Genomic DNA, 14,052 nt, shown 5'->3' on the forward strand with positions numbered 1-14,052 from the left:
CTGATGAATGAACGCGCGCGGCAGATTGCCCGCTCCATCCTGACCGGTTTCGAGCGTCATTTTTCGTTCTTCCAGGAAATCACCAGCAGCGCCCGGGAGCGCTTCGAACACGCGGACTGGGACGCGGTTCGGGCGGCCTCGGTCAAGCGCATCAGCTCCTATGACCAGCGGGTGCAGGAAACCCTCGGCAAGGTTCGCGCCACCTTCGGCATCAATGGTCTGGAGGAGGGACTATGGCAACTGGTCAAGATCGCGTACATGGATCTGCTGCAGCACCACTCCCGGCCGGAGCTGGCCGAGACCTTCTACAATTCCGTGTTCTGTCGGCTGTTTGAGCGGAAGTATTACAACAATGACATGATCTTCCTGGAGTCGGTGGCCAATCGCAAGGAACTGGCAGAGCGCTACCGGGGCTATCTGTCTTTCCACACCCGGGATGGAGGTGTGGACACCTGCATCTGGGAAATCCTCTCGGCCTTCTACTTCAACCTGCCCCACACGGACCTGGCCAAAGACGTACACAATATCGCCCGCGCCCTGGAGGCCCGCTCCAAATTCGGCCCCGAGGCCATGGGGGACCTGCGCATCGACGTGCTGGAATTCCCCTTCTTTCGCAACAAGGCGGCCTACCTGATCGGCCGGGTGGTGCATGAAGGTCGCAGCCATCCCTTCATCATTCCCTTGAACAATATCGAGGGCACCGGTCTGGTGGCAGATGCCCTGCTCACCACCGAGGAAGAGGCTGAGGCGGTATTCAGCTTTGCCCGGGCCTATTTTGTGGTGAAAACCCCGGTACCGGCCGCCACCGTGGTCTTTCTGCAGGACCTGATGCCGGATAAGCCGGTGGCCGAGCTCTACATGAGCATCGGCTTTCACAAGCAGGCCAAGAACGAGTTCTACCGGGATTTCCTGCGCCACCTGGCCAACAGCACCGATCATTTTTCCATCGCTCCCGGCACCCCGGGGCTGGTCATGGTGGTCTTCACCCTGCCCTCTTACCCCTATGTGTTCAAGGTGATCAAGGACCGTTTCCCACCCCAGAAGGACGTCACCCATGAACTGATCGAGCGCCGCTACCTGCAGGTGAAGATGCATGACCGGGTGGGGCGGATGGCGGATACCCTGGAATTCTCCGAGGTCGCCTTTCCCCTGGCGCGTTTTTCACCCGGGCTGCTGGAGGTGCTCAAGAACGAGGTGACCTCTCAGGTGGAAATCGGCAGCGGCAACCTGGTCATCAAGCACCTCTATATCGAGAAACGAATGCTGCCGTTGGACGTCTACCTGGGACAGGCCGACGAGGCCGGCACCCGTGCCGCCCTGGAGGAATGGGGGCTGGCCATCAAGCAGCTGATCGGCGTGAACATCTTTCCCGGGGACCTGTTGTTCAAGAACTTCGGGGTAACCGACAGCGGCAAGGTGGTGTTCTACGACTACGACGAGATCTGCTATCTGACGGAGTGCCACTTCCGCAAGATCCCGCCCTCGCCGTTTCCGGAAGACGAACTCAGTTCTGATGCTTGGTATTCAGCCGGTCCCAACGAGATCTTTCCCGAGGAATTCCCGACCTTTCTGAGCACCGACCCGCGGATACGGCGGCTACTGATGCAGTTGCATCGGGACCTGTTCGACTACCGCTACTGGCAGCGCAGGCAGGAGGATGTGAAGAAGGGGATTCATGGGGATGTGTTTCCCTATCCCCAGGGCGTGCGGTTTGACACCAGCCTGCGCCCGGAAGCGCAGGCGGCCAGTTCCCTTTAGAGGAAGCGGCAGAAGGTGACCAGCGGAATCAGTTTTCCGCGACGCTCAGGGCCGCCCGCAGATAATGGAACATGGACCACAGGGTCAGCGCCGCGGCCACGTAGAGCAGCACTAGACCGAGGGTGAAGGTGGGTAACCCCAGGATGGGTTGGGCATGGAGCAGCAGGAAGATGGCTACCATCTGTGCCGTGGTCTTGAGCTTGCCGATCCAGGACACGGCCACCTTGCCCCGCTGCCCCAGCGCGGCCATCCATTCCCGCAAGGCGGAAATGGCGATCTCCCGACCAATGATGACGGCGGCGGCCACCGCCAGCAGCATGCCGCCCGGGTTATCCACCAGCAACACCAGGGCCGTGGCCACCATCAGTTTGTCCGCCACCGGGTCCAGGAAAGCGCCGAAGCTGGAGGTCTGCCCCAGACGCCGCGCCAGATAACCATCCAGCCAGTCCGTGATGCCGGCCAGGGCAAAGATCATGGCACTCACCGGACCGGATAGGGGGTGCGGATAGTAATAGGCCACCACGATCAGAGGGATCAGGCCGATACGCATCCAGGTGAGAAGATTGGGAATCGAAAATGTCATGGATCAGTCGTCATGTAGCGAATCGAAAATCTGCTGCGCCAGCTTGCGACTGATGCCGGGAACCTTGGCGAGCGCTTCCACGTCGGCGCGGCACACACCCTGAAGTCCGCCGAAGTGCTTCAGTAACTGCTGGCGTCGCTTGGGACCCATGCCGTGTATCTGCTCCAGCGGTGAGGTACTGCGGGCCTTGGCCCGGCGCTGCCGATGCCCGGTAATGGCAAAGCGGTGGGCCTCGTCACGAATCTGCTGGATGAGATGCAGTGCCCTGGAGCCCGGCGGCAGTATAGACGGCCGGGCCGCATCGCTCAAGATCAGGGTTTCCGTTCCGGGCCGCCGGTCTTCGCCCTTGGCCACCCCGACCACCATGACACCACTGACCTGCAGCGTCTCCAGCACCTCCAGGGCCTGACGCACCTGCCCCTTGCCACCGTCAATGAAAAGGATGTCCGGCAACTTGCCCTCTCCGGCCTTGAGACGGGTATAGCGGCGCATGAGGGCCTGGCGCATGGCGGCATAGTCGTCCCCCGGGGTGATGTCCTTGATGTTGAAGCGGCGGTAGTCGGACTTGACCGGCCCCTCCCCGTCAAAGACCACACAGGAGGCCACCGTGGCCTCACCCTGGGTGTGACTGATGTCGAAGCACTCCATTCGCTGCGGTGGCTCGTCCAAGTCCAGGACATCCTGCAGGGCCTCCAGGCGTTCACGCATGCCGGCCCGCCCCGCCAGACGGGTGGCCAAGGTCATCTGCGCATTGCGCGTTGCCATCTCCAGCCAGCGGGCACGATCCCCCCGCACATTCCAGGACAGCGTCACCCTCTGCCCACGCCGCAGGGTCAGCATATCCTGCAATACGGCGCGGTCCTCGGGCTCATGACTGAGAATGACCTGGGGCGGCACTTCACGGCTCAGATAGAACTGCCCGAGAAACGCGGTCATCAATGACTCGGAGGCGGTTTCTTCCGGCACGCGAGGAAACAGCGAGCGGTTACCCAGATTCAACCCCCCACGAATGGAGAACACCTGGACACAGACCTCCCCGGCCTCCCGGGCGATGGCGATGATATCCACATCGCCGCCTTCCCCGCTGACGTACTGACGCTCGGACAGCTGCCGCAGCCGTGCAATCTGATCCCGGACCCGGGCGGCGTGCTCATAGTCCAGGGCGGCGGCGGCCCGTTCCATTGCCTGCACCAGGTCCGCGATGACCTGTTCACTGCGCCCCTCCAGAAAGTCCACTGCATGCGCCACATCCGCGGCGTAGGCCACCGGATCGATCAGGCCGACGCAGGGGCCGCTGCAACGCTGGATCTGATGCTGCAGGCAGGCCCGGGAGCGGTTCTGAAAGAAACTGTCCTCACAGGGACGGATCAGGAACAGCCTCTGCAGCAGATGGATGGTTTCGCGGACCGCACGGCCCGAAGGATAGGGTCCGAAATACCGTCCGGGTGCCTTACGGGCGCCGCGGTGAAAGGCCAAGCGGGGATAGTCGTGACGGGAGATGAAGATATAAGGGTAGGACTTGTCGTCCCGAAAGATGATGTTGTAGCGGGGGCGCTGTTCCTTGATCAAGTTGTTTTCCAGCAACAGGGCCTCGGCCTCGCTGCGGGTGACAATGACCTGGACATCCCGAATCCGGGCCACCATGGCGGCAATCCGGGGGCTGGCCACCGTGCGGCGAAAGTAGCTGGACACCCGCTTCTTCAGGTTCTTTGCCTTGCCCACATAAAGCACGACCCCGCCCTCCCCCAGCATCTGGTAGACCCCGGGCTGGGTAGTGAGGTCGGCCAGAAAGCGGCGTGGATCAAATGCCTCGGACGGTGAGCCTTCGCTGATGATCATGAACCATCCAGATGCCGCTTCACCTGCTCAAAGACCGCCCTGAACATGGGGGCCGTCAGACGACCCGTCTGGGTGTTGTATCGACTGCAGTGGTAGGAGTCCACCAGCGTGAGCCCGCCGGTCAGGGCGTGTTCACGGCCGTGACCAAACCGATGGGCACACTGGCGCAACCCCAGGGCACGCAGCACGGCATTGTGGGCCAGAGTACCCAGGGCCAGCACCACACTGCCCCGGGCAAGCAGGGCCAGCTCCCGGGCCAGGTAATCGTTGCAGGCCCGCACCTCGCTGATTAGCGGCTTGTTCTCAGGCGGCAGGCACTTGACGGCATTGGTGATGCGGCAGTCCCGCAGCACCAATCCATCATCGCAGCGGACTGACTCGGGCGCACTGCCGAAACCCATGTCAAAGAGGGTCTGATAGAGCAGGATACCGGCATGATCGCCCGTGAATGGTCGCCCGGAGGCGTTGGCGCCATGCATCCCCGGAGCCAGTCCCACGATCAGCAACCGGGCATCGGGATCACCAAACGGGGGCACAGGGGCGGTGTGGTAGCCGGGATGACGGGCACGCACCCGGCTCAGAAAATCCACCAGCCGAGGACAACGGGCGCAAGCCGGAGCAAAGCAGTCCGGAGGAACGGGATACATAGGATTCATCAATCTGAGGATGAGGAAGGGCTAATGATACCGCGGTCGATGGCCATGCGGAAAAGCTCCATGTCCGATGCACACCCGAGCTTTTCACGCAAACGCGCCTTGTAGGTACTGACCGTCTTCACGTTCAGACCCAGCCGGTTGGCGATCTCCTGAGGCCGATGGCCCTCCACCATCAGCACCAGGATCTGGCGTTCCCGATGGGAGAGCCGGGCCAGGGGATCGACGGCCCCACCGCCGGTTTCCGCCAGTTGCCGGGCGACCCTGGGCGTGACATGCCGGTCGCCCCGCATGGCCAGACGGATGGCCTGGAGCAGCTCATCCTCCTGACACCCCTTGCTCAGATAGCCGGCCACCCCCGTGTCCAGCATCCAGCGGGGATAAGGCCCCTCCTCTTCCACGGTCAGGGCAATCACCTTGAGACCCGGCCGCAACGCCAAGGCCTTGCGGGTTGCCTCAAGCCCGCCCATGCCGGGCATGTTGAGGTCCATCAGGACCACGTCCGGCCGCAGACGTACCAGTTGCTCCAGGGCCTCCTCACCGGAGGCGGCCTCACCGACCACCTTGATACCGGTCCTTTCCGTCTGCGCTTCCAGCAGTCCACGAATGGCGCGACGCACCAGCAGATGATCATCCACCAGCATCACGTCCACCATGAGGGAGGGATTTTCAGTGCTGTCCATGGCTTCCCCTGCGGCACAAATCCCGGTTGAGGAAGGCATGTCTCACCAGTCCTTGTAGGGATGCCGGACCAGGCTTGTATTGTAATAGCGGACATCATGGGAGACCTCTGCTCCCGCCCAGGGCGGCAACCCGGGTGACTCGCCCGCATGCTGCAGTTCCACTTCGGCCACCACCAGCCCCGCATTGTCGCCCTCGAAGACATCCACCTCCCATACATGCTCCCCATGGGGCACGTAGTGACGGGTTTTTTCGATCAGAGGATGAATGCAGAGGGTGTCCAGCAGTTCCCGCGCATCCTGAGCCGGGATGGCATATTCGAACTCCTGGCGCTGGATCCCCAGGGTGGCGCTCTTGATATTGAGATGAGCCGTGTCGTCGGAAACCCTGATCCGGATCGAGGTCCGCTCGTTACCGCAGAGATAGCCCTGGCGATACTGCACGCTCTTGGTCACCTGGTCTTTCCAGACGTCTGAAACCACGAGGAATTTTTTTTCGATTTCCTGTCCCATGGCGATCGGCGGACACCCCTTCGGTGGATATGCGGATCATGCTACCACGATTTGCAAGGATTTCGGATGGCGGATGACGCAACGCAACAATCAGAAATGAAGCAGTGCCGATCCCCAGGTAAAGCCGCCGCCGAAGGCCTCCATGAGCACCAGGTCACCCCGCTTGATCCGCCCGTCACGCACCGCAACATCCAGCGCCATCGGCACCGAGGCAGCGGAGGTATTACCGTGCTTTTCCACCGTCACAATCACCTTGTCCATGGGCATCTTGAGTTTGCGGGCGGTCGCCTGAATGATCCGGATATTGGCCTGATGGGGGATCAGCCAGTCCACCCGGGACTGCTCGATACCGCTGGCCTCCAGGGTTTCCTCGACGATGCGCCCCAGGGTATTGACCGCCCATTTGAAGACCTCATTGCCCTTCATCTGCAGGTAGGCCTCACCGGCCACCATATCGGCATAGCCCTTGCCGACGCCGCGGGGCACACTGAGGAGGCTCTCGTAACGACCATCGGCATGGAGGTGGGTCGCCAGGATGCCCGGCTCTTCCGAGGCTTCCAGAATCACCGCCCCCGCACCATCCCCGAACAGGACGCAGGTGCCCCGGTCATTCCAGTCCAGGATACGGGAGATGGTTTCGGCACCGACCACCAGGGCGCAGCGGGCACTGCCGGACCGGATGAACTGGTTGGCCACGCCCAGGGCATAGACAAAACCGGTACACACCGCCTGGATATCAAAGGCGGCGCAGCCGTTGTGAACACCCAGCCGCTGCTGCAGCAGGCAGGCGGTGCTGGGAAACACCTGATCCGGCGTCGTGGTGCCGACAATGATGAGATCAATATCCTCCGGACGGCGTCCCGCCATGGCCAGGGCGGCAAGCGCCGCCTGCGCCGCCAGATCGCAGGTGGTCTCGTCGGCGGCGACGATGTGGCGCTGCCCGATGCCGGTGCGTTCACGGATCCATTCATCGGAGGTTTCCACGATCTTTTCCAGATCGTGATTGGTCAGCACTTTTTCCGGAAGATAACTCCCGGTACCTGTAATCCGGGAGTAGATCACTGTTGGTTCGCCTCTTTGAGCAGTTCTTCCAGCCGCTTGTCGATGCGTTGCGGCACCCGTTTCTGTGCCTCCAGACGGGCGATACGGATGGCATTCTCGAATGCCACGGCATCGGCACCGCCATGACTCTTGATCACCACCCCCTGCAGCCCCAACAGGCTGGCGCCGTTATAGGCGCGAGGGTCAATGCGCTTGCGAAAGGCCTTCAGTACCGGCATGGCGACCAGCGCGGCCAGCTTGCTGTACAGGCTGCCCGAAAACTCGTTGCGCATGTAGTGTGACACCATGCGTGCCACCCCTTCACTGGTCTTGAGGGCCACGTTGCCCACGAAACCATCGCAGACCACCACGTCCACATCGCCACAATAGATGTCGTTGCCTTCCACGAAGCCGATATAGTTCAGGTGGCTGGCCTCCAGCATCCGCGCCGCCTCCTTGACCTGATCGTTACCCTTGATCTCCTCCTCGCCGATGTTCAGCAGACCGACACGGGGCGAGACAATATTGTCCACCGCACTGGCCAGCTCGGACCCCATCACCGCAAACTGATAGAGATGGGTGGCGGTGCAGTCCACATTGGCCCCCAGATCCAGCATGTGGGTGTGGCCCTTGATGGCGGGAATGGCGGTAATGATGGCGGGCCGATCGATACCCGGCAGGGTCTTGAGCACATAGCGCGCAGTGGCCATGAGGGCTCCGGTATTGCCCGCGCTGACGCAGGCATCGGCCTGCTGGTGCTTGACCAGGTTGATGGCCACCCGCATGGATGAGTCTTTTTTGTTGCGCAGGGCCTGGGAAGGCGGCTCATCCATGCCCACCACCTGGCCTGCGTGATGCAGGCGTAGCCGGTCGGAAGGCGCCTTTCCGCAGGTAGCCAGTTCCTGCCCGACACGCTCCTTATCACCCACCAGGATCAGGTGGATGTCGGAAAACTCCTCCAGGGCCTTGACTGCCGCAGGGACAACCACGTGGGCACCATGATCACCGCCCATGGCATCCAGTGCGATGGTAAAGATTCCGCTCATGGGATAACCTGCTTTGAATAAGCGCGAATAAGCATCGTGGACGAAGCATCCACGATGCCCATGGAATACAGCCCGCGGCTCCATCCGGTAGGCGGCACGACGCGGGCAGGATGACACACGCGCCGGCCCAATGCGAGCCGCTGCCCCTGACGAGGCAGACTGCCGACCGGATCTGCGATCAGGTCGGCAAACGTCTTACTCTTCGTCCTGCTCTTCCTTGGCCTTGATCACCTGGCGGCCACGGTAGAAACCGTCGGCACTGATGTGGTGACGGCGATGGATCTCACCGGTGGTGGGTTCGGTGGACAGGGTGGGACCCTTCAGCGCGTCGTGAGAACGACGCATGCCCCGGCGGGAAGGGGTGGTGCGACCTTGTGCAACAGCCATGGTGTCATCTCCAATCTATACATACGGATTCATCTAATGCCCCACGGGTCCCGACCGGAACCCGGGGGGCATGGGGTGTTTCAACTGTCGCCATCCTGTTCGCCCTTGAGGCGACCCAGCACGGCAAACGGGTTGTTCTCTTCTGTTTTGTGTGCGGCCTTCACGTCCCGGCTGCTGAACTCAGGCTGGAACCGTACGGCACAGTCCTGAAGCGGGTGCAGGGACACCACCGGCAGGCACAGCATCAGCTCGTCCTCCACCAGCGCCGCCAGGTTAAGCCGTTCGTCACCGACCACCAGCACGTCTTCCTCGTCCAGGGCGCCGGCCGTGTGACGATCTTCCTGCACCAGCCGCATCTCGAAGCGGGTGTCCACGGGCAGGGCCATGGGTTCCAGACAACGCTGACACAGGGGCGCCAGTTCGGCCACCACATGTCCGGTCACCCGGGGCCTGCCGGATGCTCCCCGGTCAAAGCACAACACCACCCGGCACAGACCGTGAGCCGATCGGCCCATTGCCTCCGCCAGACGCGCCATGGCGGTAAGATCAAGTACGCCGTCCAGGACACGGGACTTGTCCGCAAGACGGAAGGGATCGACCAGTTCGGGCAGCAGGCTGTCGGACATAAGCGCGCAATTCTAAAGGCCTTCTCGCACCAGTGTCAAAAGCAATCTGCCGCCTTTTGCTTGAAAACCCCTGCCCTGTTCAAGGATACTGAGTACTTTGCTTATAACGTGCGGGATGCTTGCGTGATAAATAAGTTACTGATTGCCAACCGTGGTGAGATCGCCGTTCGCATCATCCGGGCCTGCGCGGAAATGGGGATTACCTCGGTGGCGGTCTACACTGACGCCGACCGTCACAGCCTTCATGTCAAGAAGGCCGATGAATCCTACTCTCTCGGCCCCGACTCCCTCTCCGGCTATCTGAATGTCCATCGCCTGGTGAACGTGGCCCGTAGCGCCGGCTGCGACGCCATCCATCCCGGCTACGGCTTTTTGTCGGAGAATCCCCAGTTTGCCCAGGCCTGCGCCCGGCGGGGGATTCAGTTCGTGGGGCCGGACGCAGACATCATCCGGCGCATGGGCGACAAGGTCGCCGCCCGGGAGGCCATGATCGCCGCGGGCGTCCCCGTGATTCCCGGCAGCGAAGGCAACCTCAAGGATGTGGAGGAAGCCGCCGTCCTGGCCCGGGAGATCGGCTACCCGATCATGCTCAAGGCCACTAACGGCGGTGGTGGCCGCGGTATCCGCCGCTGTGATGACGAGGCCGGCCTGCGCCGCAACTATGAGCGGGTGCGCTCCGAGGCCACCAAGGCCTTCGGCAGCACCGAGATCTTCATGGAGAAAGCCATCATCAATCCGCGCCATATCGAGGCGCAGATCCTGGCCGATCGCCACGGCAACGTGATCCATCTGTTCGAGCGTGACTGTTCCATTCAGCGCCGCCACCAGAAGCTGGTGGAAATCGCCCCTTCCCCCCAGCTCTCCGAGGCCCAGCGCCATGAAGTGGGGGAACTGGCGGTACGGGCGGCCAGGGCGGTGAACTATGAAAACGCCGGCACGGTGGAATTCCTCATGGATGCCGACGGGCGTTTCTATTTCATGGAGATGAATACCCGCCTGCAGGTGGAACACCCGGTCACGGAAATGATCACCGGCATCGACATCGTCCAGGAACAGCTGCGGGTCGCCGCCGGGCTACCCCTGACCTATACCCAGAGTCAGGTCACCCGCCGGGGCTTTGCGGTGGAGTTTCGCATCAACGCCGAAGATCCCAAGAACGACTTCCTGCCCAGTTTCGGCCGTATCACCCGCTACTTCGCCCCCGGCGGACCGGGGGTTCGCACCGATGGTGCCATCTACACCGGCTACCACATCCCGCCCCATTATGACTCCATGTGCGCCAAGCTCATCGTCTGGGCCATGGACTGGGAGAGCCTGATCCGCCGTGCCCGTCGCGCCCTGGGCGACATGGGCGTCTACGGGGTGAAAACCACCATCCCCTACCACCTGGAAATCCTCAACAGCGAGGCCTTCCGCAGGGGCAATTTCGACACCGGCTATGTGGACGCCCACCCCGAACTGACCGACTACTCCGTACGCAGACCGACCCGCGAACTGGCTGCCGTCATCGCCGCCGCCATCACGGCTCACAAGGGTCTTTAAGACAAAAGGTATTGATAGATGTCCAAGGTAACGATTACTGACCTGACCCTGCGTGACGGCCACCAGAGCCTGATCGCCACCCGCATGCGCACGGAAGACATGCTCCCCATCTGCGACAAGCTGGATGCGGTGGGCTTCTGGTCCCTGGAGGTCTGGGGCGGCGCCACCTTTGATACCTGCCTGCGGTTTCTCAAGGAGGACCCGTGGGAACGCCTGCGCAAGCTGCGCGAGGCCCTGCCCAACACCCGACTGCAAATGCTGCTGCGGGGCCAGAACCTGCTGGGCTATCGCCATTACGCCGATGACGTGGTGCGGGACTTCGTCGCCCGCTGCGCCGACAACGGTATGGACGTTTTCCGCATCTTCGACGCCATGAACGATACCCGCAATGTGCAGGTCTCCATCGAGGCGGTGAAAAAGGCGGGCAAGCATGCCCAGGGCGCCATCAGCTATACCACCAGCCCGGTGCACACCCTGGACCAGTTCGTGACCATGGCCCGGGAGATGGTGGAGATGGGCTGCGACAGCATCGCCATCAAGGACATGGCGGGCCTGCTTACCCCCCGGGCCGCCGGCGAGATCACCGCCGCCCTGGTGGATGCGGTGAAGGTGCCCGTACACCTGCACACCCACGCCACCGCCGGTCTGTCGGAGATGTGCCACCTCAAGGCCATCGAAAACGGCTGCAGCAACATCAACACCGCCATGTCCGCCTTTGCCGGCGGCACCAGCCATGCGCCCACCGAGAGCATGGTGGCGGCATTGCGGGATACCGAGTACGACACCGGCCTGGACCTGAACCTGCTGCAGGAGATCGGCTTCTATTTCCACGAGATTCGCAAGAAATACCACCAGTTCGAGAGTGAATATACCGGCGTGGACACCCGGGTGCAGACCACCCAAGTCCCCGGCGGCATGATCTCCAACCTCATCAGCCAGCTCAAGGCCCAGGGCGCCCTGGACAAGGTGAACGCGGTGATGGCCGAAATCCCGCGGGTACGCGAGGACCTGGGCTACCCGCCGCTGGTCACCCCCACCTCTCAGATCGTGGGCACCCAGGCGGTGATGAACGTCCTCACCGAGTCCCGCTACAAGACCATCACCAACGAAGTGAAGCTCTACCTGCAGGGCCGCTACGGCCGCACCCCCGGCCACGTCAACAGCGTGGTGCGGCAAAAGGCCATCGGTCACGCCGACGTTATCGAATGCAGGCCGGCGGACCTGCTGGACGACGAAATGGATGCCCTGCGCAACCAGATCGGTGAACTGGCCCAGTCCGAGGAAGACGTCCTCATCTATGCCATGTTCCCGGAAATCGGCCGGGAGTTCCTGCAACAGCGCCGGGATGGCAAGCTGGTCCCCGAGCCCCTGGAACCCCTGGGCGGCCAGGGTGATGAAAAGAACGCCCCGGTGGAATTCAAGGCCACTCTGCACGGCGAGACCTACCACATCAAGCTCACCGGCACCGGCCACAAGCGTGATCACATGCGTCCCTTCTACGTGACCGTGGACGGCATGCCGGAAGAGATCGTCATCGAGACCCTGGACGAGATCCTGGTGGACGGAGAAGGTGGCGCCCGGCGCGGGGGGGGGCAGGGCAGTGGACGCCCCCGGGCCACCAAGCCCGGCCACGTCACCACGTCCATGCCGGGCACCATCATCGACGTGCTGGTGAAGGAAGGTGATACGGTCAAGCCCGGTGACGGCGTGCTGATCCTGGAGGCCATGAAGATGGAAACCGAGGTTCAGGCTCCGGTGGGCGGCGTGGTCAAGGCCATTCACGTGGCCAAGGGCGATAGCGTCAACCCGGACGATGCCCTGGTGGAAATCGAGGAGGCCTGATGGACCGGGCACCCCGCACCTTGGTCCTGGGCTCCACCTCGCCGTTCCGGCGTGAACTGCTGGAGCGGCTGGGGTTGGCTTTTGCGACCTGCGCCCCCGACGTGGACGAGACCCCCCGGTCGAGAGAATCTCCCGAGGCCATGGTGGCCCGCCTGGCCCGGGCCAAGGCGGAAGCGGTCCGGGACCGCTTCCCCGACGCCCTCATCATCGGCTCGGATCAGTGCGCGGAACTGGATGGTCGCATCCTGGGCAAGCCCGGCGGCCATGACCGGGCCGTGGCCCAACTGAGCGCAGCCTCGGGACGCAGCGTGGCCTTTCATACCGGCCTGTGCCTGCTGGATGCCGGAAGCGGTGAACGACAGGAGGCAGTGGTGCCCTTCCGGGTGCATTTCCGCGCGCTGAGCCGGGGAGAGATCGAGGATTACGTGCGCCGGGAAAAGCCCTACGGCTGTGCCGGCAGCTTCAAGTCGGAAGGCCTGGGCATTGCCCTGTTCGAGCGCCTGGAAGGCGATGACCCCACGGCCCTGATCGGTCTGCCCCTGATCCGTTTATGCCGGATGCTGGCCCGGGCCGGGATCCCGGTCCTGGGCAACCCGGCAGCCGACTGCCCCTGAGGATGTTCCGGATGAGTCATTCCCGCAACTTTGGGTGTCATTCCCGCGGCTTTGGGCATCATTCCTGCGGCTTTGGGCGTCATTCCTGCGGCTTTGGGCGTCATTCCCGCGAAAGCGGGAACCCAGTGACGGCGTGGAAACCCTGGACTCCCGCGCGGGAGTGATGACAGGCCCCCCCAAGGGTGCCGGCAAGAGCCCTTCACCACTGGCTCGGTAGGCTTTATCTGAAATTTGCCTGAAAAGTGATATTCGCTGCTATTGAGGCGGCAATCAAACAAGCATGAATTTTTCAAATTTAAACATAAAAACCAATGACTTAAAATATTCAATCAAAGACTTTTGATTGCCGGGTTGGTATTAGTGGGGCACGGAAAACGTCACCAGATCCACATCGCCTTCCGTCACGGGGCGCCCGAGACTGATGACCCCCTCCCCCACCAGCGGTAGCTCCTCACCATTGAGCAGACAGATCTCGTCCATGCCGTGGATGCGGACATAGGTGCCATTGGTGCTTTGATCCACCAACACGAACTTGCCCTTGCGGTAGATCACCCGCGCATGGTGACGGGAGGCAACGGGCACATTCACCACCAGGTCACAGTCGGCACTGCGGCCGACCACAAAGACCCGCGCCCCAGCCTTGAACTCATGCTTATCCCCATGCACCGAGAAGGCCATGACCGCGTCGAGGTTGTACAGCGCACGCACCGCCTCAGCACTGATGCGCTGAGTCGGAGAGCCTTCTTCATGCTCATCATCTGGAATGCCGGGAACAGACTTCATCTGCGAACCACCCTTGTTCTGCAAAATATTTTTGTAAGGATTCTACATCGACTTTGCAAAAGGTTCTGTGATGGCCTGCTGAATTCATCCAGACTAGCTTTGACGTCCTCCTCTCCCAGAAGGAAGATGATTCCTACGGCGAGGC

General features: G+C 62.2%; 14 protein-coding genes. 4 read left to right on the plus strand and 10 right to left on the minus strand.

Annotated elements, in window-relative coordinates:
• The first annotated feature begins 3 nt into the window (after positions 1–3).
• Complete coding sequence (aceK, locus tag LQ952_RS06970) at positions 4–1,758, plus strand: bifunctional isocitrate dehydrogenase kinase/phosphatase (RefSeq protein WP_238621935.1); 1,755 nt, start codon at positions 4–6, stop codon at positions 1,756–1,758.
• A 28-nt stretch (positions 1,759–1,786) separates the two neighbouring features.
• Here aceK and pgsA read toward each other — a convergent pair whose 3' ends face one another.
• The 9 genes from pgsA to LQ952_RS07015 form a co-directional block, all read right to left on the minus strand.
• Positions 1,787–2,341, minus strand: coding sequence for a CDP-diacylglycerol--glycerol-3-phosphate 3-phosphatidyltransferase (gene pgsA / locus LQ952_RS06975; protein WP_238621936.1), 555 nt, complete (start codon positions 2,339–2,341; stop codon positions 1,787–1,789).
• A gap of 3 nt (positions 2,342–2,344) precedes the next feature.
• Positions 2,345–4,180 (minus strand): excinuclease ABC subunit UvrC, encoded by a 1,836-nt coding sequence (gene uvrC, locus LQ952_RS06980; RefSeq protein WP_238621937.1) that lies wholly within the window; start codon positions 4,178–4,180, stop codon positions 2,345–2,347.
• On the minus strand, positions 4,177–4,827 hold the full coding sequence (locus LQ952_RS06985; RefSeq protein WP_238621938.1) for a uracil-DNA glycosylase: 651 nt from the start codon (positions 4,825–4,827) through the stop codon (positions 4,177–4,179). The genes uvrC and LQ952_RS06985 overlap by 4 nt, the downstream gene beginning before the upstream one ends.
• 8 nt (positions 4,828–4,835) lie before the next feature.
• Entirely contained in the window at positions 4,836–5,516 is a 681-nt protein-coding gene (locus LQ952_RS06990; protein ID WP_238621939.1) for a response regulator, read from the minus strand.
• A 42-nt stretch (positions 5,517–5,558) separates the two neighbouring features.
• Complete coding sequence (locus LQ952_RS06995) at positions 5,559–6,026, minus strand: CYTH domain-containing protein (RefSeq protein ID WP_238621940.1); 468 nt, start codon at positions 6,024–6,026, stop codon at positions 5,559–5,561.
• 90 nt (positions 6,027–6,116) lie between these two features.
• Positions 6,117–7,088 carry a beta-ketoacyl-ACP synthase III gene (locus LQ952_RS07000; protein ID WP_347402057.1) on the minus strand — a complete coding sequence of 324 codons (972 nt, stop codon included), beginning with the start codon at positions 7,086–7,088 and terminating at the stop codon, positions 6,117–6,119.
• Positions 7,085–8,113, minus strand: a complete 1,029-nt coding sequence (plsX, locus tag LQ952_RS07005) for a phosphate acyltransferase PlsX (protein WP_238621941.1) — start codon at positions 8,111–8,113, stop codon at positions 7,085–7,087. Before plsX ends, LQ952_RS07000 begins: the two co-directional genes overlap by 4 nt.
• Before the next feature lie 195 nt (positions 8,114–8,308).
• Positions 8,309–8,500, minus strand: a complete 192-nt coding sequence (gene rpmF, locus LQ952_RS07010; protein ID WP_238621942.1) for a 50S ribosomal protein L32 — start codon at positions 8,498–8,500, stop codon at positions 8,309–8,311.
• 80 nt (positions 8,501–8,580) lie between these two features.
• On the minus strand, positions 8,581–9,126 hold the full coding sequence (locus tag LQ952_RS07015) for a YceD family protein (RefSeq protein ID WP_238621943.1): 546 nt from the start codon (positions 9,124–9,126) through the stop codon (positions 8,581–8,583).
• A 123-nt stretch (positions 9,127–9,249) separates the two neighbouring features.
• Between LQ952_RS07015 and LQ952_RS07020 the strand changes: the two genes are divergently transcribed.
• Genes LQ952_RS07020 through LQ952_RS07030 form a run of 3 tightly spaced genes read left to right on the plus strand, consistent with a single transcriptional unit; the run spans position 9,250 to position 13,124 of the window.
• A complete protein-coding gene (locus LQ952_RS07020) occupies positions 9,250–10,668 on the plus strand; it encodes an acetyl-CoA carboxylase biotin carboxylase subunit (protein ID WP_238621944.1) in 1,419 nt (472 codons plus the stop codon).
• 18 nt (positions 10,669–10,686) lie between these two features.
• Complete coding sequence (oadA, locus tag LQ952_RS07025) at positions 10,687–12,510, plus strand: sodium-extruding oxaloacetate decarboxylase subunit alpha (RefSeq protein WP_238621945.1); 1,824 nt, start codon at positions 10,687–10,689, stop codon at positions 12,508–12,510.
• Complete coding sequence (locus LQ952_RS07030; RefSeq protein ID WP_238621946.1) at positions 12,510–13,124, plus strand: Maf family protein; 615 nt, start codon at positions 12,510–12,512, stop codon at positions 13,122–13,124. The genes oadA and LQ952_RS07030 overlap by 1 nt, the downstream gene beginning before the upstream one ends.
• A 357-nt stretch (positions 13,125–13,481) precedes the next feature.
• On the opposite strand, the gene LQ952_RS07035 is transcribed toward LQ952_RS07030, so the two are convergent.
• Positions 13,482–13,907, minus strand: coding sequence for an FHA domain-containing protein (locus LQ952_RS07035; RefSeq protein WP_238621947.1), 426 nt, complete (start codon positions 13,905–13,907; stop codon positions 13,482–13,484).
• Between the last annotated feature and the right edge of the window lie 145 nt (positions 13,908–14,052).

Source organism: Ectothiorhodospira lacustris, from assembly GCF_022227785.1.
In the GTDB taxonomy this organism is placed as follows: Bacteria; Pseudomonadota; Gammaproteobacteria; order Ectothiorhodospirales; family Ectothiorhodospiraceae; genus Ectothiorhodospira; species Ectothiorhodospira lacustris.